Annotated in this window: 21 protein-coding genes; 14 read left to right on the plus strand and 7 right to left on the minus strand. The window is 66.0% G+C overall.

Annotation, left to right across the window (positions count from 1 at the left end):
• Nucleotides 1-2: 2 nt before the first annotated feature.
• Nucleotides 3-896: an oxygen-dependent tRNA uridine(34) hydroxylase TrhO gene (gene trhO / locus QFZ30_RS02390; RefSeq protein WP_307073122.1), complete on the plus strand. Its 894-nt coding sequence runs from the start codon at nucleotides 3-5 to the stop codon at nucleotides 894-896.
• Nucleotides 897-927: 31 nt separating this feature from the next.
• Here trhO and QFZ30_RS02395 read toward each other — a convergent pair whose 3' ends face one another.
• From QFZ30_RS02395 to srmL, 3 genes are all read right to left on the minus strand, one after another.
• Complete coding sequence (locus tag QFZ30_RS02395; protein WP_307073124.1) at nucleotides 928-1,521, minus strand: hypothetical protein; 594 nt, start codon at nucleotides 1,519-1,521, stop codon at nucleotides 928-930.
• A gap of 186 nt (nucleotides 1,522-1,707) precedes the next feature.
• Nucleotides 1,708-2,145: a hypothetical protein gene (locus tag QFZ30_RS02400; RefSeq protein WP_307073125.1), complete on the minus strand. Its 438-nt coding sequence runs from the start codon at nucleotides 2,143-2,145 to the stop codon at nucleotides 1,708-1,710.
• A 23-nt stretch (nucleotides 2,146-2,168) separates the two neighbouring features.
• Nucleotides 2,169-3,326 (minus strand): PheS-related mystery ligase SrmL, encoded by a 1,158-nt coding sequence (gene srmL / locus QFZ30_RS02405; protein WP_307073127.1) that lies wholly within the window; start codon nucleotides 3,324-3,326, stop codon nucleotides 2,169-2,171.
• A 264-nt stretch (nucleotides 3,327-3,590) separates the two neighbouring features.
• Between srmL and QFZ30_RS02410 the strand changes: the two genes are divergently transcribed.
• The 6 genes from QFZ30_RS02410 (at nucleotide 3,591) to proC (ending at nucleotide 11,854) form a co-directional block, all read left to right on the plus strand.
• Entirely contained in the window at nucleotides 3,591-4,358 is a 768-nt protein-coding gene (locus tag QFZ30_RS02410) for a MerR family transcriptional regulator (protein WP_307073129.1), read from the plus strand.
• Nucleotides 4,359-4,429: 71 nt separating this feature from the next.
• On the plus strand, nucleotides 4,430-6,163 hold the full coding sequence (locus tag QFZ30_RS02415; protein WP_307073131.1) for a DUF7059 domain-containing protein: 1,734 nt from the start codon (nucleotides 4,430-4,432) through the stop codon (nucleotides 6,161-6,163).
• Between the two features lie 137 nt (nucleotides 6,164-6,300).
• Nucleotides 6,301-9,030, plus strand: coding sequence for a type I DNA topoisomerase (topA, locus tag QFZ30_RS02420; protein WP_307073134.1), 2,730 nt, complete (start codon nucleotides 6,301-6,303; stop codon nucleotides 9,028-9,030).
• 131 nt (nucleotides 9,031-9,161) lie between these two features.
• Nucleotides 9,162-9,614: an SseB family protein gene (locus QFZ30_RS02425; RefSeq protein ID WP_307073136.1), complete on the plus strand. Its 453-nt coding sequence runs from the start codon at nucleotides 9,162-9,164 to the stop codon at nucleotides 9,612-9,614.
• Nucleotides 9,615-9,666: 52 nt separating this feature from the next.
• Nucleotides 9,667-10,668, plus strand: coding sequence for a Ppx/GppA phosphatase family protein (locus QFZ30_RS02430; protein ID WP_307073138.1), 1,002 nt, complete (start codon nucleotides 9,667-9,669; stop codon nucleotides 10,666-10,668).
• A 352-nt stretch (nucleotides 10,669-11,020) separates the two neighbouring features.
• Nucleotides 11,021-11,854: a pyrroline-5-carboxylate reductase gene (gene proC, locus QFZ30_RS02435; protein WP_307073140.1), complete on the plus strand. Its 834-nt coding sequence runs from the start codon at nucleotides 11,021-11,023 to the stop codon at nucleotides 11,852-11,854.
• Between the two features lie 58 nt (nucleotides 11,855-11,912).
• Here the strand turns inward: proC and QFZ30_RS02440 are convergent, their stop codons facing one another.
• Both QFZ30_RS02440 and QFZ30_RS02445 read right to left on the minus strand, forming a co-directional pair.
• Nucleotides 11,913-12,551 carry a potassium channel family protein gene (locus QFZ30_RS02440; RefSeq protein WP_307079999.1) on the minus strand — a complete coding sequence of 213 codons (639 nt, stop codon included), beginning with the start codon at nucleotides 12,549-12,551 and terminating at the stop codon, nucleotides 11,913-11,915.
• A gap of 40 nt (nucleotides 12,552-12,591) precedes the next feature.
• On the minus strand, nucleotides 12,592-14,025 hold the full coding sequence (locus QFZ30_RS02445; protein ID WP_307073142.1) for a TrkH family potassium uptake protein: 1,434 nt from the start codon (nucleotides 14,023-14,025) through the stop codon (nucleotides 12,592-12,594).
• A gap of 104 nt (nucleotides 14,026-14,129) precedes the next feature.
• On the opposite strand from QFZ30_RS02445, the gene QFZ30_RS02450 reads away from it, so the two are divergent.
• Nucleotides 14,130-15,341, plus strand: coding sequence for an acetoin utilization protein AcuC (locus QFZ30_RS02450; RefSeq protein WP_307073144.1), 1,212 nt, complete (start codon nucleotides 14,130-14,132; stop codon nucleotides 15,339-15,341).
• 89 nt (nucleotides 15,342-15,430) lie between these two features.
• Nucleotides 15,431-16,015 carry an ArsR/SmtB family transcription factor gene (locus QFZ30_RS02455; RefSeq protein WP_307073146.1) on the plus strand — a complete coding sequence of 195 codons (585 nt, stop codon included), beginning with the start codon at nucleotides 15,431-15,433 and terminating at the stop codon, nucleotides 16,013-16,015.
• 87 nt (nucleotides 16,016-16,102) lie between these two features.
• Here the strand turns inward: QFZ30_RS02455 and QFZ30_RS02460 are convergent, their stop codons facing one another.
• Nucleotides 16,103-17,443 (minus strand): alpha-hydroxy acid oxidase, encoded by a 1,341-nt coding sequence (locus QFZ30_RS02460; RefSeq protein WP_307073148.1) that lies wholly within the window; start codon nucleotides 17,441-17,443, stop codon nucleotides 16,103-16,105.
• A 125-nt stretch (nucleotides 17,444-17,568) separates the two neighbouring features.
• Between QFZ30_RS02460 and QFZ30_RS02465 the strand changes: the two genes are divergently transcribed.
• A complete protein-coding gene (locus QFZ30_RS02465; RefSeq protein WP_307073149.1) occupies nucleotides 17,569-18,267 on the plus strand; it encodes a FadR/GntR family transcriptional regulator in 699 nt (232 codons plus the stop codon).
• A gap of 72 nt (nucleotides 18,268-18,339) precedes the next feature.
• Here the strand turns inward: QFZ30_RS02465 and QFZ30_RS02470 are convergent, their stop codons facing one another.
• The gene (locus tag QFZ30_RS02470; RefSeq protein WP_307073152.1) at nucleotides 18,340-19,353 is read right to left on the minus strand and encodes a LacI family DNA-binding transcriptional regulator; all 1,014 of its coding nucleotides are present in this window, start codon (nucleotides 19,351-19,353) and stop codon (nucleotides 18,340-18,342) included.
• 357 nt (nucleotides 19,354-19,710) lie between these two features.
• Between QFZ30_RS02470 and QFZ30_RS02475 the strand changes: the two genes are divergently transcribed.
• Genes QFZ30_RS02475 through QFZ30_RS02490 form a run of 4 tightly spaced genes read left to right on the plus strand, consistent with a single transcriptional unit; the run spans nucleotide 19,711 to nucleotide 24,190 of the window.
• On the plus strand, nucleotides 19,711-21,177 hold the full coding sequence (locus QFZ30_RS02475) for a Gfo/Idh/MocA family oxidoreductase (protein ID WP_307073154.1): 1,467 nt from the start codon (nucleotides 19,711-19,713) through the stop codon (nucleotides 21,175-21,177).
• A gap of 30 nt (nucleotides 21,178-21,207) precedes the next feature.
• Complete coding sequence (locus tag QFZ30_RS02480) at nucleotides 21,208-22,176, plus strand: NAD-dependent epimerase/dehydratase family protein (protein ID WP_307073156.1); 969 nt, start codon at nucleotides 21,208-21,210, stop codon at nucleotides 22,174-22,176.
• Nucleotides 22,173-23,078 carry a 5-dehydro-4-deoxyglucarate dehydratase gene (locus QFZ30_RS02485; protein WP_307073158.1) on the plus strand — a complete coding sequence of 302 codons (906 nt, stop codon included), beginning with the start codon at nucleotides 22,173-22,175 and terminating at the stop codon, nucleotides 23,076-23,078. Before QFZ30_RS02480 ends, QFZ30_RS02485 begins: the two co-directional genes overlap by 4 nt.
• Nucleotides 23,078-24,190, plus strand: a complete 1,113-nt coding sequence (locus tag QFZ30_RS02490; protein ID WP_307073160.1) for a mandelate racemase/muconate lactonizing enzyme family protein — start codon at nucleotides 23,078-23,080, stop codon at nucleotides 24,188-24,190. The genes QFZ30_RS02485 and QFZ30_RS02490 overlap by 1 nt, the downstream gene beginning before the upstream one ends.
• Nucleotides 24,191-24,197 lie beyond the last annotated feature (7 nt).

A 24,197-nucleotide genomic window follows, 5' to 3' on the forward strand; every position in this document is an offset into this window, starting at 1 on the left:
ACGTGGCTTTGAACCGAATTGTGCTCTTTTACGGCTTTACCCCCATCGCGGATCCGGACGCGGTGCGGCTCTGGCAGCGCGCCCTGTGCGAGAAACTCGGGCTGACCGGGCGCATCCTCATCTCCCGGGACGGCATCAACGCCACGGTGGGCGGCGAGATCGGCGCGGTTAAGCAGTATGTGAAGACCACGCGCGAATACAGGGGCTTCCACGGCATCGACGTGAAATGGTCCGACGGCGGCGCGGAGGACTTCCCCCGCCTCAGCGTCAAGGTCCGGGACGAGATTGTCTCTTTCGGCGCCCCCGGTGAACTCAAGGTGGACGCCAACGGTGTGGTGGGCGGCGGCACGCACCTCAAGCCCGAAGAACTGCACGAACTGGTGGAGGCCAAAAAGCAGACCGGCCAGGCAGTGAAGTTCTTTGACGGACGCAACGCCTTCGAGGCCCAGATCGGCAAGTTCAAGGACGCGATCGTCCCGGACGTGGCCACCACTCACGACTTCATCAGAGAACTTGATTCCGGCAAGTATGACGACCTCAAGGACCAGCCGATAGTCACCTACTGCACCGGCGGCATCCGCTGCGAGGTCCTCTCCAGCCTGATGGTGAACCGTGGCTTTTCGGAGGTCTACCAGCTGGACGGCGGCATTGTCCGCTACGGCGAAACCTTCAAGGACCAGGGCCTCTGGGAAGGGTCGTTGTATGTCTTCGACAAGCGCATGCACCTGGAGTTCAGCGAGGATGCCAAGACCATCGGCGAGTGTGTCCGCTGCGCCGCGCCTACCAGCAAGTTCGAAAACTGCTCCAACCCCAGCTGCCGCACCCTCACGCTGTACTGCACTGAATGCGCTTCCCGTCCGGAGACGTTGCGCTGCCCCGAAGGCTGCGCGGCCTGAGGGCCAGTCCGCCGTAACCAGCAGTCAGGAGTCAGCGCCGGATTAGGCGGTAGGCATAGTTGGCGGCTGAGCGTGCCTCCATCCGGAAGGTCAGCACAGAGTCCCTGGACAGGTAGACCACGTTCTCCCGGCTCGATCCGCAGCGCAGGCCCACATCCACCATGGTGAAATCGTCGGTGCGCACCGTGAAGTTGACCCGCCGCTGACCCTTGCACGCCAAGGCCAGGGCGTACGTTCCGGTCGGAAATTGCGGGGCGCTCTCGATCCTCACCTCGCCCGCCGACAGCAGACCGTGGCCCGTGTGGAGGACCTCGCGTCCCGTGTCGGGCAGCGCCTGTTCCAGCCAGCGGCCCATTTCGGCCTCGCTGACGGGCGGGCCGTCCCGGGGGTCGCGCGTGAACACAGGGTCCGTGACGGCCGGCGCCGCCGAGCCGGCAGGTTCCCGGCTCCCGCCGTCGTCGAACGTGTACTCACACCCCGTGAGTGACGCGCCGGCCACAAGAGTGCCTGCGGTCCAGAGCACGACGGTGGCCCTGGTCCGGGTGCGCAGCGTCGCCGTCCGGGACGGGGAATAGCCAGGGACGGGAACCGCAGCGCGGCGGATGGGCCCCTTCGAGGCGGGCATACTCTGACTGTAGGCCCGGGACTGGCGGCAAACCAGAGGGTGCCTCCCCCTAATGCAGGACTAGGGTTTCGGCCGGGTGGGGGATGCCGCCGGCGGTGCCTGCCGCGGCCACTTCTGCTGGCGGGGCACCTTCTCCAGGCGCATGGCGCCGACACAGTGTCCTGCGGGGCCAGCCAAGGAACCCGACTACCCGGCCGCTGCCAGCTGGTACGCGTAGAGCAGGGGTGCATCCACGCTCGATGCACTGATTTCCAGCGGGCCGGACTCCGCAACGGTGACCTTGACGCTCTCGCGGGTGCGGTAGCAGGCCGCGCCCAAGTCGGCCAATTCGCGGCCCCCGGAACGCACCGCCAGGAATGCCTTGCCTCCGCCTTCGCACACCAGCGTCAACGTGTAGGTACCTGCTGGCACCTCCTCTGTGTGGGCCCTCGGCTGCGCGTTGAGGATCTTCCCGGAGTCCGCCGCCACCGTTCCGGCAGCGGATGGCAGCGCCGTGGCCTGCCACGCCGGCACGTCCGCGTTCTCGACCGAAACCTGCTGCCCACAGCCGGAAACGGCCAGCAGGGCGGCGGCCGCTGCCACCCAGGAAGCTGCCCGCGGGAAGGAGGGAAGAAGGAGAGCCATGCCTCCAATTTACCCGGCAAACGCTACCCTGCGATCAGCTCCAGCACCTCGCCCCGGTGCAGTGCCAGATAGACGCGGTCCCGCAGCGCATTGGCCTCAGGGTCAGTCAATGTCCGGTCCAACGGCTGCAGCACCAGCCGCAGCAGCACGTTCACCTGGCCGGAAGACATCCGCAAACGCTCGACGGCGGCCGGCGGCAGCTCCGCCGTCGGCGTTACGGCCTTGACCTCCAGGGCCGCCAGGACCTCTGCGTCCTGCCCCAGGGCGTCACGGGCCAGGTCGCCGAGAAGTTCGACGTCGGCGTCGGCTTCGGAAGGCAGCACCAGGGAAAGGTCGCGCCGGATTTCAGGCATGGCCGAGACGGGACGGTACGGCGAGAGGTCCAGCAGCTGGGCCTGGATCTCCGGGTGCGTGGAACGCAAGAGCCTGATGTCCGTGATTCCCTTGCGCAGCATCAGCGCCCGGTCCAGCCCCATGCCGAGCGCCAGACCGGCCCAACGGCGGGGATCCAGGCCGGAACCGCGGAGGACAGGCGCGGCCACCAGGCCGCATTCTGCCAGTTCCAGCCATTCGCCGCGCCCGTCCGGCTGGCTGACAAGGACGTCCAGCTGCCGTCCGGCTGCGGTGTAGCTGTGGCGGGCGGGCGTGGCGCGCCACCGGACGTCGGGGTACTCGGCAGCGGGAAGGACGGCCTCCACCACGGCCGCCGTCATCGCTTCGAGATCTGCCTGACCCAGCAGGCCGCGTGCCTTCAGTCGCCAGAGATCCACCTGGTGCGGGGCTCCCACGTGGGTGCGGTCGATCGCGTCGCGCCGGTACACCAGGCCCGGAAGGACGTGAAGCCGGTCGTAGTGGCCCAGCTCGCCGCGGAGCGAATCCAGCAGGGCGGGGATGCCCGAGGAGGTGTGGCTGCGGAGCATCACCGTGGGGCTCACGTGGCGGGAATAACGCGAGTCCCGTGTGACGTCGTCGGGGGAATATCCCAGCCGATCGTAGTTGTCGGCAGTGGCCACCAGCGGACTGAGGCGGTGCGTCCGGGACGTCACCGCCCAGAGGCGTTCCAGGCCGGCCACGACGTCGGCGAGGAGCAGCTGCATGGCGTGCGGGCCGGCGTCGGGATCGGACAGGTCACGCAGGGACAGGGCGGAATTGAGCCGGGCAAGGGAGAGGTACTTTTTCATGGCGGGTCCTAGGGTGCGTCAGTTTGCGGGAGGGAGGGGAATGGCCCTCAGCCGCTGCGCCGGACGGACCCCGGCAGCTCCAGTCAGGCGCGCGATGGGAAGCCCGTGCGGCCGGTAAGCGGCCGAGGGCTGATAAATCGCTGCTGCGTGTGCATGCGTCCATGATACGCCCGGCGGTCACAACCATCTTGAGCGAGCTCTTGACCTTGACGCTACGTCAACATCTACAGTCGAGGTATCGGCCCGCTCAGGAAGGAGGAGGAGATGGACTGGTCCATCCAGGACATAGCCCGGATCGCAGGCACCACCAGCAGGACGCTGCGCCACTACGACGACATCGGCCTGCTCAAACCGAGCCGGACGGGGCACAACGGCTACCGGTATTACAACCAGGACGCGCTGGTGCAGCTCCAGCGCATCCTGCTCCTGCGCGGGTTGGGCCTTGGCCTGCCGGTGATCAGCCAGGTGCTCGACGACCAGGCGGACGCCGCCAAGGCGCTCGCCGGCCATCTGGAGTGGCTCAGGCAGGAGCAGGACAGGCTGGCGCGGCAGATCGCGTCGGTCAGGCAAACCATTGACGCAGTGAAAGGAGGCGGCGAAATCATGGCAGAGGACATGTTCAACGGTTTCGACCACACGCAGTACAAGGATGAGGTGGAGGAGCGCTGGGGGAAGGACGCGTATGCGAAGGGGGATTCGTGGTGGCGCGGCATGAGCGCCGAGGAGAAGAGCGCCTGGAAGCAGCGCTCGCAGCAATTGGGCGCTGACTGGATTGCGGCCGCCACCGCCGGCATCGCACCGGACAGTGCGGAAGCCCAGGCCGTTGCGAAGCGTCATATCGAATGGCTGACGGCAATTCCCGGCACACCGGCCTCTGACAAGGGCGGGGGCAAGGCGGGCGTCAAGGCGTACGTCACCGGTCTCGGCGAGATGTACGTGGCTGACCCGCGGTTCGGCGCGAACTACGGGGGCCACGAGGGGGCGGTCTTCGTCCGGGATGCGCTGAGGTTCTACGCGGAGCAGAACCTGTAACCGCCCGTCGTCGACGGGGGGATGCGGGGGCGGGAAACGCCCCGGCATCCCGCCGCCAATAGACTTGACCGGTGACTGACTCAACGCACTTTTCGGCCGGCAACACCCCCGATGCTCCGCGCAGCGACCTCCCAGGGCTGCTCACTGCGCTTGCCTCGGATTTGCGCCAAGTGGGTTACACGCTCGACGGCGTGGCGGGGCTTCTGGGCGAGTCCGCCTACCGTGCGCTGAACCGGGACCAGGTCATTCCGGCTTTGCTCGCCACCGAAACTGCTGCGCACGGTTCCCCCGCCGGTGGCGGACCAGCAGCGGCGGCCCTCGCAGCCGTCGTACGTCTCTGGCTGCTGTCGGAACCGCAGAAGCGTGAAATCCTCGACGCCGCCCTGCCGGGGATCCGTGCCGGCGGCCTGCTGGAGCTGGGGTTGGTTGAGCCTGCGCCAGGCTCTGAACTGATAGCCGCCAAGGCGGATCTGCGGCCGTACGGCTGGGCGGCGGACGACGCAACCGGCAACGCCGCAACAGGCACAGCCAGCGGGGGAGCCGAACTCTGGGTGACGAGCGATCTCGCCGCGCATCAGCAGGCCGGGGTGCTGCGGCACGACCACGTGCTGGGGATCGGGCAGGCGTCAACCACGCTGGTGCAGACCACCATCCGCCCGCACGTAACCAAGGCGCTGGACCTGGGCACTGGTTGCGGGATCCAGACTTTCCACCTCCTGCATCACGCCGAGCACGTGACCGCCACCGACATCTCCGAGCGGGCCTTGGCTTTCACCAGATTCAACCTGCTCCTTAATGCCGAGGCACTGGGACTGGACCCGGACCGGCTGGATGACCGGGTGAGCCTGCGGCTGGGCTCGCTGCTGGACCCTGTGGCCGGTGAAGAGTTTGAACTGGTGGTGTCCAATCCGCCCTTTGTGATCACGCCCCGGACGCTGGGTGAACTGGCTGCGGATCAGTTCACCTACCGGGACGGCGGCCTGCCCGGCGACGGGATCGTGGCCTCGCTCGTGGCGGCGTTGCCCGATGTCCTCGCGCCAGGCGGGACGGCCCAGTTGTTGGGAAACTGGGAGATCGCGGCCGGTACGCCGTGGTCGGAACGGCCGCACGCGTGGGTCAGCCCGGACGTGGACGCGTGGTTCATCCAGCGCGAACAGGTGGGCCCGGAGCAGTACGCCGAAACCTGGCTGCAGGATGCTTCGGAAACCCGGGACCGTCAGCATTACCAGGACGCCTATGGGGCCTACCTGGCCGACTTCGCTTCCCGGAACGTGGAAGGAATCGGGTTTGGCATGATCTGGCTGCGCAGGCCCGCCCGGCGGGACGCTGGCCCAGCTGCCATCACCCGCTTCGAGGAAATCACGTATCCCATAGAACAGCCCATCGGGCCTCACATGGGCGCCGCAGTCGAGCGTTCCGACTGGCTGGAGGAGAACAGCCTGGAGGATGCGCACCTCTTGGTGGCGGATGACGTCACCGAGGAACGCCACCAGCGCCCCGGCGCCGAACACCCCGGGGTGATCCTGCTCCGCCAGGGAGCCGGGCTGCGCCGGACCAACCTGCTCAGCACGGAACTGGCAGGATTCGTCTCGGCCTGCGACGGCGATCTCTCGGTCGGGCAGATCATCGGCGCCCTGGAAGCCTTGTTGGGCGGAAGTCTTGCGGGGGAGGAGGGGTTCGACGCCGGCGCGTTCCGCAGCGGGCTGCTCACCGAAGTAGGGAACCTGGTGCGCGACGGCTTCCTGCTGCCTGGCTCCGATCTGGCCGCCGCGCGTGCGGCGGACGACACCTCGGGCGCGGTGTAAACGCTGGAAATCCGGGCCATCACCACAGCGCGAAAAGCCGCACGTTTTCCACAGGAATGCGCATGTTTGACCAAAATATGGTGAACTAGGCCAATATGGGCGCATCTGCCCGAGCAACCTTTTTCTGTAGGAGCACCGTGCCAAGCAAGGCCAAAACCGGCAAGAAACTCGTGATCGTGGAGTCTCCGGCCAAGAGCAAGACCATCGCCAAGTACCTCGGCGAGGGTTTCATCGTAGAGGCCTCCATCGGTCACATCCGCGACCTGCCGCAGCCGTCCGAACTCCCCGCGGAACTGAAGAAAACGTCCGTGGGCAAGTTCGCCGTCGACATCGAAAACGACTTCAAGCCGTACTACGTGGTATCGCCGGACAAGAAGAAAAAGGTGGCCGAACTCAAGGCCCAGCTCAAAGACGCTGACGCTCTTTATCTCGCAACCGATGGGGACCGCGAGGGCGAGGCCATCGCGTGGCACCTGCTGGAAGTCCTCAAGCCCAAGGTCCCGGTGTACCGGATGACGTTCGGCGAAATCACCAAGGAAGCCATCCATCGCGCCATGGACAACCTGCGCGATGTTGATGCGGCCCTGGTGGATGCCCAGGAAACCCGCCGCGTGCTGGACCGCCTGTACGGCTACGAGATTTCCCCGGTCCTGTGGCGCAAGGTGGCCCGCGGCCTGTCCGCCGGCCGTGTGCAGTCAGTGGTCACCCGCATGGTGGTGGACCGCGAACGCGAACGCATGGCGTTCAGGGCCGCGTCCTACTGGGACCTCACCGGGCAGTTCGGTGCCGGTTCCGGTTCCTTCAAAGCCAAATTGGCTGCCGTTGACGGCGCCAAGGTGGCCACTGGCCGTGACTTCAACGACGACGGCGAACTCACCTCCCGCAATGCGGCCCACCTGAACGAGGAACTGGCCACCTCGCTGGCCGCCGGCCTGCAGGATGCCGACTTCCGCGTCCGGTCCGTGGACACCAAGCCGTATACGCGCCGCCCAGCGGCTCCGTTCACCACCTCCACGCTCCAGCAGGAGGCTGGCCGCAAGCTGCGTTTCTCCTCCAAGAGCACCATGCAGGTTGCCCAGCGCCTGTATGAAAACGGCTACATCACCTATATGCGTACTGACTCTTCGGCGCTGAGTGATGAAGCCGTCACGGCCGCCCGCCGCCAGGCTTCCGAGCTGTACGGCCCGGAGTACATCCCGCAGTCACCCCGCGTCTACTCCAGCAAAGCTGCCAACGCGCAGGAAGCCCACGAGGCCATCCGTCCCGCCGGTGACTCCTTCCGCACCCCGGCGCAGGTGGCCAAGCAGCTGTCCGGCGACGAGTTCCGCCTGTACGAGCTCATCTGGAAGCGCACCGTCGCCTCGCAGATGGGCGATGCCAAGGGCTCCACAGCCACCATTCGCCTTGGCGCCGTGGCTGCTGACGGCCGGGACGCCGAATTCTCCGCCTCCGGTACCGTCATCACGTTCCCCGGCTTCCTTGCCGCCTATGAGGAAGGCAAGGACGAAAGCCGCGGGGACGACGACTCCGAGGAAGCCCGCCGGCTGCCGAACGTGGCCAAGGACGATGCCCTCACGGCGTCGGATATTGTGGCCGTGGGCCATGAGACCTCCCCGCCGCCGCGCTTCACGGAAGCCTCGCTGACGGCCGAACTTGAAAAGAAAGGCATCGGGCGCCCGTCCACGTATGCCTCCACCATCTCCACCATCCAGGATCGCGGCTACGTCCGGAAGCAGGGTTCGGCCCTGGTCCCGAGCTGGATCGCCTTCTCGGTGATCCGCCTCCTGGAGCAGCACTTCACCGACTACGTGGACTACGAGTTCACGGCCGACATGGAAGGTGACCTGGACAGGATCGCCAACGGCCAGGCTGTCGGTGCTGCCTGGCTCAAGCACTTCTACTACGGTGAAGACGCTGATCCAGGCCTGCTGAGCATCGTGAACAACCTCGGCGAAATCGATGCCCGCGAGATCAACTCCGTCCCCATCACCGACGGCATCACGCTGCGGGTGGGCAAGTTCGGACCGTACCTGGAGAGCTCCATTCCTTCGGTGGATCCCAAGACCGGCGAGGTGGTCGAATCCTCCCGCGCCAACGTTCCTGAAGACCTGGCCCCGGATGAACTGACTGCAGCCAAGGCCATCGAACTGATGGAAACAGCGGCACCGGAGGAACGGGTGCTGGGTGCCGACCCGCACACCGGGCACACCGTTGTTGCCAAGAATGGCCGCTATGGCGCATATGTCACCGAAATCATTCCGGAGATGACCGAGGAACAGCTGGCCAACCAGCCGGTGGATTACTACAAGAACGGCAAGCCCAAACCACCGAAGAAGCCCGTCAAGGCCAAGCCGCGCACGGGCTCCCTGTTCGCCTCGATGTCTGTCGATTCCGTGACCCTGGACGAGGCACTGCAGCTCATGAGCTTGCCCCGGGCCTTGGGGGAGGACGCCGAAGGCAACCTCATCACGGTGCAGAACGGACGCTTTGGCCCGTACCTGAAAAAGGGCACCGACTCGCGCTCCATCGGCTCAGAAGAGGAAATCTTCACCATCACCCTGGAGCAGGCACTGGAGATCTACTCCCAGCCCAAGCAGCGCGGTGCCCGTGCCGCGGTGGCGCCCCTGGCCGAGTTCGGCCCGGACCCCGTTTCGGAGAAGAACATCGTGGTGAAGGAAGGCCGCTTCGGTCCGTACATTACCGACGGCGTCACCAACATCACCGTGCCGCGCACCACCTCGCTTGAGGAACTTACCCGGGAACGCGCCGTCGAACTTCTCGCCGAGAAGCGGGCCAAGGGCCCGGTCAAGCGCACGACGACGGCCCGCAAGGCCCCCGCGAAGAAGAAAGCCGCCGCAAAAAAATAAGGCATCAGCACCGATTTCGCCGAAACATGCGGGTTCGCCGGAAGTATCTGGCGAACCGCACGCTTCCGGCGATTTCGCGTTGGAGCAGATTTCCGTTTGCGCCGTGGTCCGCAACGTGATCGAGTAGATGCATGACTGAACAGCCCGCGCACATGGATCTCCAGCCGCTCAACGACCTCGAGGAAAAGCTCGCTAAGGGCGGACAGCCGGACGCCAGCCCGGTGGACGTCATCCTGTCGTTCCTCAACAGCGAGGTCTACGTCGTCAGCACCGAAGGGATCGAGGGCGAGGACTCCCAGGTGGAACCACTGGTACTGGCCAACGCCGACGGCGACCCCGTCCTGGCGGTCTTCTCGCACCCCAGCCGCGTTGACGTGCAGTACCTTGAGGCCGCGCCGAATGTGCTGGGGACGCAGGGCGCTGCGATCATCGCCAACATCGGCGAGGAGCTCGGAATGGTGATCAACCCGGGCGCCGCGTTCGGTTTCGAGATCAATCCTGAGGGTGTGGCCAACATCAAGCGCGACTTCAAACGTGCGGATGAGCTTCCCGACGGCGCGCCCGCGGATCCCGCCGCGAACTGATATCTTCCGCGCCGGTTGTGGATGAGGGGCCGGGCCGGGGAATAATGGCAGCATGCGGCTAGGCGTCCTCGATATCGGGTCCAATACTGTGCACCTCCTCCTGGTGGATGCCCACCCTGGCGCGCGTCCGGTGCCTTTTGCCTCGCACAAGCGGCCGATCTCCCTGGTCCAGTATCTGGACGGGGACGGCAACATCACGGACGCCGGTCAGCATGAGCTGACGGAGTTCGTCCTGGAAGCCTGGGAGTTCGCGGCCAGGCACAAAGCTGAGGACCTGCTGGCGTTCTGTACGTCGGCCATCCGCGAAGCCACCAACGGCCCGGCGGTGCTTGCCCGCGTCAAAGACGAGACCACCGTGACGCTGGCGGAACTGACGGGAAGCGAAGAGGCATCCATGACCTACTTCGCCGTAAGGCGCTGGTACGGCTGGGGCGCCGGGCCCATCCTGAACCTGGACATCGGCGGCGGATCGTTTGAAATGGCCTTCGGCCAGGATGAACTGCCCGAAGTCGCCACCTCCGTCCCGCTCGGAGCCAGCCGCCTCACCCGGGACTGGCTGGCCGAAGATCCGCCGTCGGCCAAGAGCGTGAAGGAGCTGCGCCGGTACATCCGCGCCACGCTCAAACCTGCGGTCAGCCAACTCGATGGCCTGGGCCGGGCAAACCTCGTGGCGGGGACGTCCAAGACCTTCCGTTCGCTGGCCAGGATCGCGGGCGCCGCCCCCAGTGCCGCAGGGCCGTACGTGAAGCGTGAGCTGAACGGGACGGACCTCGGTGTCTGGGCCCAGCGGATTTCGGCCATGAAGACGGAGGACCGGCTGCATCTGCCGGGCGTTTCGGAAGCCCGCGCCAACCAGCTCCTCGCGGGTGCGCTGGTGGCGGAAGCAGCCTTGGAACTGTTCAGGTTCAAGAAGATCAGGATCTGTCCCTGGGCGCTGCGTGAAGGCCTGATCCTGCGCAGGCTGGACCAGCTCGTTTTTGCGGGCCCGCTGGACCCGGCGCCCCACGTTGTGGCACCCAATATGGTGGCAGCGGAGGGCTCTCTCGCGGGCTGAGCACCACCGGCTGAGCACACCGGCTGAGCCGGGGGTGAACACGCCGGCTGAGCACACCGGCTGAGCCGGGGGTGAACACGCCGGCTGACGCTCGCCTTAATTGCGAAAGCACCGGTGCCCTGCGGCAGGAAAATGGGGGGAAAACCTGCTGCAGACCACCGGCGCCACGGGCAAACATCCCCATGCTTGCCGCATCACTCGCACCCTCAATGAGGTACTAACTACGTTAGGCGCCCAACTTGTGTGCGACCTGCGGCGAACATGGGAGTCTCCTGTGAATCGCTATCTGGCAGTTCCCTGTAGTTCTTCTTCCGTTTCTGCAGCGCGGCCGCGGAACTGCAATGATGGAGCCATGAGCAACCGAATCGCATTCCTTGGCTGTGGATCCATGAACGAAGCTATCCTGGGTGGCCTGGTGGAAGGCGGAATAGACGCCTCAGACATTGTGGCCACCGTCCGGAGGGCAGAGCGGGCGGCGGAACTGGCCGAACGCCACCATGGCATCACCGCCATTGCCGGCGAGGAGGAGCCGGATAACAACAAGCAGGCGGCGAAGGGCTCCGCCGTCGTGATCCTGGGCACCAAGCCGGTGGGCATCGCAGACATGGCACGGGAGATCAGCAGTTCCCTGTCGCCGGGAACCATCGTGATCAGCGTGGCTGCGGGCGTTTCCTTGGCGCAGCTTGAAGCCGCGCTGCCAGCTGGCCAGCCGGTCATCCGGACCATGCCCAACGTTCCCGCCAAGCTGGGCCGCGGCGTCGTATCCGTATCGCCTGGCAGCAACTGCACGCCGGAGCAGCTCCAAAGAGCCAAAGACATCCTGAAGGCGGCCGGCACCGTGGTGGAGGTGCCGGAGGAACAGGTGGATGCCCTTTCGGCGATCAGCGGTTCAGGGCCGGCCTACGCGTTCTACCTGGCGGAGGCCATGGCAGCGGCGGGGGTCGAGCTGGGCCTGGACCCTGACCTGGCCGTGCTCCTGGCCCGCGAAACAGTGGCTGGTGCAGGCTTTATGCTGGCCGAGCCCGGCGCTGATCCTTCGGCATTGCGCAAGTCCGTAACCAGCCCCAACGGCACCACCGAACGCGCCCTTGCCACGTTCGATGAGCGCGGCATCCCCTCAATCATTGCCGCGGGCGCCCGCGCCGCAGCGGACCGGGCCGCCGAGATCACCCGCCAGCTCGGCTGACTTCACCTCTTTCCAACCCCCCTGCCAACAGGGCGAGAAAGTGGCGAGGGGGCAGTCTTTACGGCCGGGCCGCGAAGCGTTCCAACAGGTCAACGTGGCCCGAGACAATCAGCATGTCGCGGGACGACACCTTTGTCTCCGGGCGCGCGTAGGTGAAGTCCTCGCCCGGGGACTTCACACCCACGATCGTCACACCGTATTTGGAGCGGACTTTGGATTCGTCCAGGGTGAAGCCCACCGTTTCACGCGGGGGGTACATCTTGACGATGGCGAAGTCGTCGTCGAATTCGATGAAGTCCAGCATGCGGCCGGAGACCAGGTGCGCCGCACGGACGCCGGCGTCAGCTTCCGGGTAGATAACGTGGTTGGCGCCGATCCGTGTGAGGATTTTGCCGTGCGAAGGCGTGATGGCCTTGACCCAGAGATGCTCAATACCCATGTCCACCAGGTTCACGGTGATCAGCACGGAGGACTCGATGGACGTGCCCACGCCCACCACGGCGGAGGTGAACTCCTGCGCTCCGAGCTGGCGCAGCGCATCGATGTTGGTGGCGTCCGCCTCAACCACGTGAGTGAGGAGCGGCGCCCACTTCTGAACCAGGGTCCGGTCGCGTTCGATGGCAAGCACTTCACGGCCCTGCTTCACGAGCTGTTCGGCGGTGGAGGAGCCAAAGCGGCCCAGACCGATCACCAGCACGGGTGCGTTGTGGGCGGGGCGGTTGGGGGCGCCTGGGGAATTAGCCAATGATGGGCCTCTCTTCCGGATAGTGGTATAGCTGGCTGCGCTGGCGCAGTGCAAGGCCTGCGGCAAGGGTAACGGTGCCTACGCGGCCCGCGAACATCAGGGCAGTGAGGACGTAGACGCCCGACGGCGGCAGTTCGGCGCTGAGGTTGGTGCTCAGACCCACCGTGGCGAAGGCCGAAATGGTTTCGAACAGCACCCGGTCCAGGGACGCGCCGCTGATCTGCAGGAGCAGGAATGCGGACACGGAGACCAGGGTGGCTCCGGCCACGATCACGGAGATGGCCACCCGCATAGTGCCCTGCGGGATGGTCCGGCCATAAACTTTGACGTCGGCGTCGCCCCTGGCCTCCGCCACAATGGCCAGGAACATCACGGCGATGGTGGTGACCTTGATGCCGCCTGCAGTGGAGGCCGAACCGCCGCCGGCGAACATGAGCGCATCCGTGAGCAGCATGGTGGTGGACTCCATGTGGTTCTGGTCCACGAGGTTAAAGCCGCCGGACCTGGTCATCACGGAGGCGAAGAGTGAGTGCGTGATCTTGTCGCCGAGTTCCATGGGCCCGATGGTGCGCGCGTTGTCCCATTCCATCAGCGCCCAGAGCACCGTGCCGGCCGCCAGCAGGATAAAGGACACCTGGATGGTCAGCTTGGTGTGCAGGTTCCATTTCTTCCAGTTGAGCCCGTTCTGCTGCAGGACCATAACCACCGGGAAGCCAAGGCTGCCCAGGAACACGCCCAGCATCAGCGGGACCAGGATCCACAGATCGGTCTCGTAGGGCACGATGCCGTCCGAATGCGGCGTGAAGCCAGCGTTGTTGAAGGACGAGATTGAGTAGAAGACACCGTGCCACACGGCTTGCCAGAATGGCTCTCCCAGCACCAGGAACCGGGGGATCAGGGCCATTGCCAGAACGCCTTCGATCACCACCGAAGTGGTGATGACGATGCGCAGCAGAGTACCTACCTCTCCCAGGCGGCCGGCGTTGTTCATGGCCTCCTGGGCAATGAGCTTGCCGCGGACACCGAGCTTTTTGCTCACCATCAGCGCCAGCAGCGAAGCCAGTGTCAGCGTTCCCAGGCCGCCGACGAAGATGCCCACCAGGATGATCAGCTGGCCCACGAAGGACCAGTGCACCGCCGTCGAGACCACCGTCAGCCCGGTGACGCAGACGGCGGAAACGGCCGTGAACATCGCCTGGTGCAACGGCGTGGCCGAACCGGTTGCCGATGAGATGGGCAGCGAAAGAAGAAACGTGAACACCAGGCAGACGGCGGCGAAGGCGCTCAGGGCAAGCCGGGCCGGCGACGTATTGGCAATGTCGTCAATGAAGTCGCGCAGCCGCGTGAAGATCCAAAGGCCTTCCCGCTCCGGTGCGGCAGGCTGCCAGCTGGCCGGGATCCGGGGCCTCGACTGGCGTTCCGTCATATGTGGCTATTCCTCGGTAGAAACTGTTTCCTTCAGTAGTAAACCACTAATGGCCGCGTAATGACTGGGCTGGAGGGTTGGCGTGCTCGGGTAGCCTGTGATTGATGACATACCTGCCCGGTCTCAGCCAGCCCGCACCACCAACGACGGTGGTGTGGAATTCATCCATGACCGCCTACAATTTCGGCCTGGGCCACCCGATGGCGCCGGCACGGATGGACCTTACGGCGCGGCTGGCACGGAGCCTGGGGCTGCTGGATTTGGCGCACGTCTCCGTTGAGGCTCCCGCCGTCGCTTCAGACATCGAGTTGGAGACGGTGCACTCGCCCGAATACGTGGAGGCAGTGCACCGAGTCAGCGACGACCCTACGGTACCGGACGAAGCCCGGGGCCTGGGTACTGAGGACGATCCCGCCTTCGCCGGAATGCATGAGGCCGCCGCGAGGCTGGCCGGCGGTTCCCTGCTCGCGGCGTCCGCTGTCCTGGACGGGTCTGCTCTCCACGCCGTGAATTTCGGTGGCGGCCTGCACCATGCCGCCCGCGACCGCGCCAGCGGTTTCTGCATCTACAACGATTCAGCGCTCGCGATCCGTAAACTGCTCGACGGCGGCATCCGGCGCGTGGCGTACATCGACGTCGACGCCCACCATGGGGACGGGACGGAGAGCATCTTCTGGGACGATCCCCGGGTGCTCACCATCTCGCTGCATGAAAGCGGGCTCACGCTCTTTCCGGGAACCGGCTTCGCCAACGAGATCGGCGGCCTGCATGCTGCGGGCAGTGCTGTGAACGTCGCCTTGCCTTCCGGCACAGGGGATGCCGGCTGGCTGCGGGCCTTCCACGCCGTGGTGCCGCAGCTCGTGGGCGCCTTCGAACCCGAGGTCATCGTGAGCCAGCACGGCTGCGACTCGCACCGGCTGGATCCGCTGGCCCATCTCAACATCAGTGTTGACGGACAGCGCGAGGCGGCTGCCGCCGTCGGGAATCTTGCCGCCCGGCACTGCGGCAACCGCTGGATCGCTACCGGCGGCGGAGGCTACAACGTCACCGACGTCGTCCCGCGGTCCTGGAGCCACCTGATCGCCATCGCGGCGGGCCGGCCCGTGCCGCTGAAGACTCCCGTGCCGGAGGACTGGCGCACCTATGTCGAGGATAAGTTCGGTACTGCCACGCCCGGGCTGATGGGCGATGACGTGGAGCTGTGGTGGCGCTCCTGGGAAGTGGGTTTCGACCCCAACGATGCTGTGGACCGGACTGTCATGGCCACGCGCAAGGCAGTGTTTCCGCTGTACGGCCTGGACCCGTGGTTCGACTAAGCCTGGCCCGGGCAGCAAGTGGTTTGGCGCGATGCCGGTTGCCGAAATAGTTGATGCCTTTCGGCGTATATGTCGCTAGGGTGGGAGGCATGGTGACAGACGACGTATTTGCCGTCATTGCGGAAGCAACCCGGCGCGACATCCTGGTATCGCTTCGCGCAGGGGACAAGGCAGTGGGGGAACTGGTGGAGGAGCTGTCCGCCAGCCAGCCGACCATTTCCAAGCACCTTAAGGTCCTGCGGGAGGCACAGCTTGTCAGCATGCGTGCGGAGGGTCAGAAGCGCTACTACGCGCTGAACCCCAAACCGCTTGAGGGAATCGTGAAGTGGCTGGAAACGTTTGACGTCGGCCCGCGTGCTGAAGGCACCGCCGAGGCCGGATCCCCGGCCGCCAAGGTTCCCGTGGGGCCGGGCGGCCAGCCCCAGGCCACCCGGAAGGAGACGGATGCCATGGCTGCTGAGGCAATCGCCGCTGATGCGGTTGCTGCCGGCGTGCTGGCGCGCGGGAGCGCGGAACTGAGTCCCGCCGTCGTCATTCCCGGCGGCACCGCCGCTCCGCTCAGCGACGACACGGTGCCGCAGCAGATCGGCCGCACCGTGGGCCGGGCCGCCACGAAAGCCGCGGACCTGCTGGCCAACCTCCCCAACCTGCCGAAGTTCGGCCGCAAGAAATAGCTCCTTTAGCCCAACTGACTCGCAGTTAACGCTGTGAAAACCCGTTTTGGGCGCATTAACTGCGAGTCACTTGGGCGGGCGGGGACCTTACTTGTTGAGCAGCCGCACGTGGTCCGGGGTCAGGTCGGAGATCTTGCTGACGCCCAGCAGCGCCATGGTGCGGGCCATGTCCTTCTCGAGGATCTGGATGGCGCGGTCCACGCCGGCCCGGCCGCCGGCCATCAGGCCGTAAAGGTAAGCGCGCCCGATCATGGTGAAGTCTGCACCTAATGCCAGGGCGGCCACGATGTCGGCGCCGCTCATGATGCCCGTGTCCAGGATGATGGCTGCGTCGGAGTTGTCCGCCTTGAACGCTGCGGAAACCTCCGGGAGCAGGTGGAACGGAATAGGGGCGCGGTCCAGCTGGCGGCCGCCGTGGTTGGAGAGCACCACGCCGTCGGCGCCATGGTCCACCACCTTGCGGGCGTCCTCAACGGTCTGGATGCCCTTGACCACCAGCTTGCCCTTCCAGGTTTCGCGCAGCCAGTCCAGGTCCTCGAACGTGAGGGTGGGATCGAACATAGAGTTGATGAGGTCCGCCACGGTGCCGGTGTAGCGGGACAAGGAGGCGAAGGTCAGCGGCTCGTGGGTGAGGAAATTGAACCACCAGGCCGGGCGGTAGGACGCGTCCAGCACGGTCTTGATGGTGAGCGCCGGCGGGATGGTCATGCCGTTGCGCACGTCCCTGAGGCGGGCGCCGGCGACGGCGGTGTCCACCGTGACCATGAGGGTGTCGTTTCCGGCATTGGCGGCGCGCTCGATGAGTTCCAGCGAACGGTCCCGGTCCGTCCACAGGTAGAGCTGGAACCAGTTGCGCCCGTTGGGTGCTGCGGCGGCCACATCCTCGATGGAGGCGGTGCCCATGGTGGAGAGGGTATAGGGGATTCCGGCGGCTTCCGCGGCCTGCGAGCCGGCGTATTCACCCTCGGACTGCATCATCCGGGTGAAGCCGGTGGGCGCGATGCCCACGGGAAGGCGGGAGTACTTGCCCAGGATTTCGGTGCTGAGGTCGATGCTGGAGACGTTCCGGAGGATGCCGGGACGGAACTCGATGTCCAGGAACGCCTCACGGGCACGGCGCAGGGTGATCTCGGCTTCGGCGGCGCCGTCGGTGTAGTCGAAGGGGGCCTGCGGGGTGCGGCGCTTGGCGATGTCGCGGAGTTCCCAGATGGTGCTGGCGCGCCTCAGGCGGGCTTCCTTGCTGAACTCAGGCTTCTTGAACTGCATGAGGGGAGCCAGATCCGAGTACTTGGGAATTCGGCGCCTGAGCGCCGCAGGCACCACAGGGGAGGCGGCGGGCTGGGAAGCCGGGACGCCGGCCGCCGGGATCTCCGTGGAGTCCGCGGCCGAAGTGGTTTCAGGGTTGTTCGGCTGGATCGTGTGGGTCATGGCTTCCTCAGTTCGTGGGCCGGACAGTTGGTGGGCCGGACAGGTCGGCCGGACAGGTGGGCCGGGCGCCTGTGGTCTAACCACAGTAAGGCATGTGGTCCAACCACATCAACTAGGATGGCACCATGCGTACCCATCAGCTTGTCCTGCACTGGATCGAGAACCAGCTTTCCGAAGGACGGCTGACCGTGGGCGGCCGACTGCCCGCTGAACGGACCCTTGCGGAACAGCTGCAGGTCTCCCGGACTTCGGTGCGCGAGGCCATCCGGATTCTCGAAGCCATGGGGGTGGTCCGCGCCGGCGTCGGGTCAGGCCCGGAGGCAGGGACGGTGGTCATTTCCGATCCGACGGCGGCGCTCGGCTCGGCGCTGCGGCTCCACGTCGCCACGCAGCACCTTCCCGTCTCGGACATCGTGGAAACCCGAGTATTGCTGGAGTCCTGGGCGGCGGCCCGTGCCAGGCCGGACGCCCCGGAACTGGCCGCGGCCGCTGCGCTCCTGGATGAGATGGATGCAGTCGGCAAGGACGGACTGGCCGCAGATGACTTCCTGGCACTCGACGTCCGGTTCCACCTTGCCCTCGCAGACGCTGCCGGCAACGCCGTGGTCAGCGCCATGATGGGCTCGCTGCGCGAATCCATTCAGGGCTACGCCGCGCAGCTCACGGCCAACCTCCCGGACTGGGACGCCACAGCGTCGCGCCTGCGGGCAGAGCACCGCGAGATTCTGGCCGCCATCCGGAACGACGACGGCGACAGTGCGGCCAGGCTGGTGGCCGCCCACATCGAGGGCTACTACCGCGAAGCCGGGGTCCGGCAGGGGTAGGAGCTTTGTCCAGATAATGCCGCGAAAACCGTGTTGAGGTGGCGTCATATGGACAAAAACTCCGGGGGCAAGCTAGTTCTTCGCGGGGCCGCTGCTGGCGCGGATCTCCAGCCGCGGCTGGTACCTGCTGCCAGGCGCGTCGCTTTCTTCCTTCCGGATGAGCGCCCGCAGCTGGTGCCACGCCTGCTGGCCAAGTTCCGTGATGGGTACGGCGGCCGTGGTGAGGGTGGGTGTGGTGTACCTGGCGAAGGGGATGTCATCGAAGCCAGTCACGGAAATGTCTCCCGGTACATCCACGCCGCGTTCGTGCAGACCGCTCATCAGGCCCATGGCCACAAGGTCGTTGAAGGCCAGGATGCCGGTAGCGCCGCTGTCCAGCACGGCATCGACGGCTCCGTGGCCGGTGTCGAAGTCCGAGCCGCCTTCGAGCATCCTGACCTCCACCTGCGGATGGGCCGCTTTGAACGCCTCCAGTCCCTGGAGCCTGAGCCCGTTGGAGGCGCTGCGTGCAGGCCCTGCCAGAAAGGCCAGCCGGGTATGGCCAAGCCCCACCAGATGCTCGGCGAGGTCCTGGACGCCTTGCCCGTAGTCCACCACCAGGCTGGGCACCTCGGCTACTGTTGTGGTCCTGTTGATCAGCACCAAAGGATGCAGGGACGGCGCTATTTCCTCAAGTTCGGCGTCACTCATGCGCGGTGCGCACAGCACCAGGCCGTCGCACCGGCGCCTGGCCTCGCTGGCCAGGATGGCTTCCTCGCTGGAGACCTCGAAGGAATCAGCGATCAGGACGCGGTAGCCGTCCTGCGCTGCTGCCCGGCTCAATCCGCGCAGGATGGCCTGGAACGTGGGGTTTGCCAGATCCGGAACCACGATGCCGATGGTGTCTGTTTTTCCCAACGCCAGGCTGCGTCCCACGGGGTTGGGCTGGTACTTCAGCTCGGCGGCGGCTGCCCGCACGCGTGCCGCGATGTCCGGATCAACCGTGAAGTTCCCATTCATGACGCGCGAAACCGTGGCATGTGAAACCCCGGCCTTGACGGCAACGTCCGCGATTCCGATTCTGCCGCTCGCCGATTTCCTCACCATGGTCTGCCTTTCGTAAGTCCCTTGGACCCATTGTGCCCGCCTGGGGTGGCGGGCTCTGGACCTTGGGGCCAGCGGTGTTGTGAGAGAAAGCATATAACGCTATCGGAAACCGATTTCTGTGGTGAGGGCGCTCTCCAGGGCAGTTCTGGTGCCAACGGAGGAAGATGCAGCCTAGAAAACGCTTTCTCCTAGGGGCATAATGGTTGACGGGACTGTGCATCTATTGATAGAAATCATATAGCCGACCGAGAAAACGCTTTCTCGGTCGAACGGACAGATCGGCCACGTCAGCAGCCCGCCGCACGAACAACAGCTGGCGTCCGGCCGAGTATGAGCTTTTTTTGAAGGGAACCCCTCATGGCCAACACAGCCCAATCGAGTTCTGCCACCGGGGCATCGAGCTCCGAACCCCGCACCGGTGATGCTGCGGCAGCTGCGCCACAGGCAGGGCAGCGGGCCAAAGCCCGCATCGCCCTGATCGGCACCGGCGGCCGCTCGGAAATGTACATCCGCGCCATCTTCGGCAAGCACGCGGATACCGCCGAGCTGGTGGCGTTCTCCGACGTCAACCCCGGCCGCGTGGAGTTCTACCAGAAGCTCATCCATGATCTGGGCGCAGCCGGTCCCGTTGCTTCCTTCGATCCGGCGGACCTGACGGCCTTCATCCAGGCCAACAACATCGACCGCGTCGTGGTGACCACCCCTGACTACACCCACGCCGACTACATCGTGGAGGCACTCGAGGCGGGCGCCGACGTCGTCGTTGAAAAGCCGCTCACCATCGACGCCGAAGGCTGCCGCCGGATCACCAAGGCCGTGGAGGAGACCGGCCGCAACGTGGTGGTCACTTTCAACTACCGCTATTCGCCGCGCAACAGCGCCCTGAAGGAGATTATCCAGAGCGGCGTGATCGGCAAGGTCACCTCCATCGACTTCAGCTGGGTCCTGGACACCGTCCACGGCGCGGACTACTTCCGGCGCTGGCACCGAGAGAAGAAGAACTCCGGCGGCCTGCTGATCCACAAGGCCTCACACCACTTCGACCTGGTCAACTGGTGGCTGAACGACGTCCCTGAGCGCGTCTTCGCCTCCGGCGGACTGAAGTTCTATGGCGACAAAAACGCTGCCGAACGCGGCCTCGGTCCCCGTCCGGAGCGGGGAACGCCCGACGCCGAAACCCCCGGCACCGGGGACAAAACAGCCGAAAAGGATCCGTTCGCGCTTGACCTCCGTGAGGATGAGCGACTGAAGGCCCTCTTCCTGGACAACGAGCACTACGACGGCTACCGCCGCGACCAGGATGTGTTCACCGGCGGCATCACGATTGAAGACAACCTGGCGCTTGTGGTGGAGTACCAGGGCGGTCCGCGCCTGAGCTACTCCCTGAACGCGCACAGCCCGTGGGAAGGCTACCGCGTGGCCGTCAACGGCACCGAGGGCCGGGCCGAGCTGGAAGTGGTGGAGCGCGCCGCCGTCCTGAGCAGCACGGACAAAAAGACGGTGGTGGATCCGAGCGCCACCCCGGTCGAGGAGGAGGACGCCGTCCGCCGCAACGGCGAACGCCTGCTGGTCCAGCGCCACTGGGAAGCTGCCTATGAGGTTCCGATCGTCAACGGTGAAGGCGGCCACGGCGGGGGCGACGAACTCCTCCTCTCGGACCTCTTCAACGGTCCCGGCGAGGATCCCCTGGGACGGCCCTCGGGCTACCTGGACGGCCTCCGCTCCGTCTCCGTGGGGATTGCCGGCAACCGCTCGCTGGAGTCATCCTTGCCGGTCCGCATCGAAGACCTTGATCTCGGCGCCGACCTCCGCCGCGGCGCCTAGTCCGCGGACATTGAGACCTAAGGAACCAACATGAGCAGGATCTTTGTCACCGGCGGCTCCGGCCGGCTGGGACGCAGCGTCGTGGCCGGGCTCGCGGAAGCGGGCCACCACGTGATTTCGGTGGACCGTGACGCCGTCCCGGCGGACCAGCTGCCAGCCGGCGTCGTGCAGGAAACCGGCGACCTGCTGGCCCCCGGCGAGGCGTTGCGCCTCCTTCGGGAAACCACGCCCGACGCCGTCGTCCACCTCGCGGCGATAGCCGTCCCGTTCAGTGCGCCGGAAGATGTCATCTTCGCCACCAACACCCGCCTTGCCTACGCCGTTATCAGCGCGGCCACGGAACTGGGCATCGGCAAGATTGTCACCGCCAGCAGCCCCACAGTGCTGGGCTACGGTTCACCGGCCGGCTGGCTGCCGGACAGGTTCCCCGTGGATGAGCGGACCATTCCGCGGCCGTGGAACGCGTATGCGCTCTCAAAGCTGATCGCGGAACAGACTGTGGAGATGTTTGCGGCGGCGCAGGGGGAGAAGATCCGCTACGCGGCGTTCCGGCCCTGCTACGTCATCTCGCCCGAGGAATGGGACGGCGCGCCCACCCAGCAGGGGCATACCGTGGCCGAGCGGCTGGCGGATCCCGCGCTGTCCGCGCCGGCGTTATTCAACTATGTTGATGCCCGCGACGTCGCCGATTTCCTGGACGTGCTCCTGAAGAAGATGGACTCCGTCCCCAACGGCGAAACGTTCTTCGTGGGCGCCGCCGACGCACTGGCTACGGCACCGCTGGCCGACCTGATGCCGAGGTTCCTTCCCGGCAGCGCCGAACTGAGTGCCGGACTGACCGGCACCAGCCCTGCATTTTCGATTGCCAAGGCGCGTGAGCTGCTTGGCTGGGAGCCCAAGCGCAGCTGGCGGACCGAACTCAGGACAGCAACATCCCTCAAACACGAGACGTCCGCAGCGCTGGTCACGGCTGGCACCGGACCCAAGGAGACACCATGAAATTCGACGGCGTATTGTTCTTCCCCGTCACCCCGTTCACGTCCGAAGGCACCGTCGACGTGGACGTCCTCAAGGAGCACATCAGCTCAAGGCTGGCGTTCGGACCGGGGGGCGTCTTTCCCGCCTGCGGAACTGGCGAATTCCATGCCCTCAGCATCGATGAGGTGCGCACCGTGGTGGCTGCCGCCGTCGAGGTTGTGGCCGGCAAGGTGCCGGTGGTTGCCGGGGCCGGCGGGCCGCTGGGCCATGCGCTTGCTGCAGCCCGCGTGGCCGAGGAGGCAGGTGCCGACGCACTCCTGGTCCTGCCGCCCTACCTCGTCACTGGCCCCACCGAAGGGCTCGTGGCCTACATCGAGGCCGTGGCGGATGCCAGCAGTCTCCCGGTGATCGTCTACCACCGCGGCAACGCCAAGTTCACGGCGGCCTCCATGGCGCAACTGGCTGCCAACCCCAAGGTCATCGGCTTCAAGGACGGCCTGGGCGATGTTGGCCTGGCGCAGGAGATCGTGTCCGCCGTCCGTACCACGGGACGCGAAGACTTTGCCCTGTTCAACGGCCTCCTGACCGCCGAGCTCACCCAGGGCGCGTACCGCGGACTGGGCATCCCGCTGTACTCCTCCGCCGCGTTCGCCATGGCCCCGGAGATCGCCAAGGCGTACTACGACGCGTACATGTCGGACGACGAGGATCGCCGCAATGCCCTGCTTGAGGGTTTCTACGCCCCGCTGGTGCGTCTCCGCGACCAGACCCCGGGCTTCGGCGTCTCGCTCATCAAGGCGGGCCTGCGGCTCGGCGGACTGGCTGTTGGGTCGGTGCGCCCGCCGCTGGTGGACCCCACGGAGGACCAGTTGGTCCAGCTGAAGTCCATCCTCGCCAAGGGCTACGAGCTGGCCGGCCGCTGATGAGCATGCCCCTTGCCCAAGCCATCCGGACGGCACCGCGCATCACCGGCCTTTCCACCCGGCTCCTGACCGTTCCGCTGCGGCGCAACTGGGGCGTGGAGGCGCCGGAGAACCATGTGATCGTCACGGAAATCCACACGGACGACGGCGGCGCGGGGCACGGTTTTTCGTGGACGCCCACAATTGGTCCACAGGCCGTCAAGGCCCTCCTGGACTATGACATCGCCCCCTTCGTCGCCGGCCTTCCGGCGCATGCGGAGACGGTGTGGGATGCCTTGTGGAAGCGGCTGCACGAGGCCGGCGGCGGGGGACTGACCACCATCGCGATGGCTGGTGTGGACCTGGCGCTCTGGGATCTCCAGGCCCGCCGCGCACAGACCTCGGTGACAGGGCTGCTGGGGCAACGGCAGGAGTCCGCCGAGGTGTACGGCTCCGGCGTCAACCTGCATTACACGCTTGAGGAGCTGGTGGCCCAGGCCGGGCGCTGGGTGGACGCGGGGCACCAGGCGGTCAAGATCAAGGTGGGAAAGCCGGACATCCGTGAGGACGCCGAGCGGGTGGCGGCCGTCCGGTCTGTGCTGGGGCCGGACCGGAAGCTCATGATTGACGCCAACCAGCGCTGGGACCTGCCCACCACATTCAAGGCGCTGGACGTATTGGCCGGCTATGGGCTGGAATGGCTAGAAGAACCCATCCGCGCGGACGACCTGTGGGCCTACCGCAGGCTCCGCAAGCACTCGCCGGTCCCCATCGCCCTGGGCGAAAACCTGCACACCATCTACCGCTTCCGAGACTTCATAGACGCAGAGGCCGTGGATATCATCCAGCCGAACATCATCCGGGTGGGCGGCATCACGCCATTCCGGCGGATCGTGGAACTGGCCCGGACTAACAGCATCCGGGTGATGCCCCACCTGCTGCCCGAACTCTCCGCCCAGCTGGCCCTGACCCTTGCGGAGCCTACCTTGGTGGAGGATGTGGAAGACGCTTCCTTTGAGCAGCTGGGCGTCCTGGTTGAACCGTCACCGGTCCGCTTCAGCGAGAGCCGCGTGACGCTCACGGACCAGCCGGGCCTCGGCTTCCGCTTCAGTGAAATGCCGCCGGCACGATGAACTCCGA

It is taken from the genome of Arthrobacter pascens (assembly GCF_030815585.1).
In the GTDB taxonomy this organism is placed as follows: domain Bacteria; phylum Actinomycetota; class Actinomycetes; order Actinomycetales; family Micrococcaceae; genus Arthrobacter; species Arthrobacter pascens_A.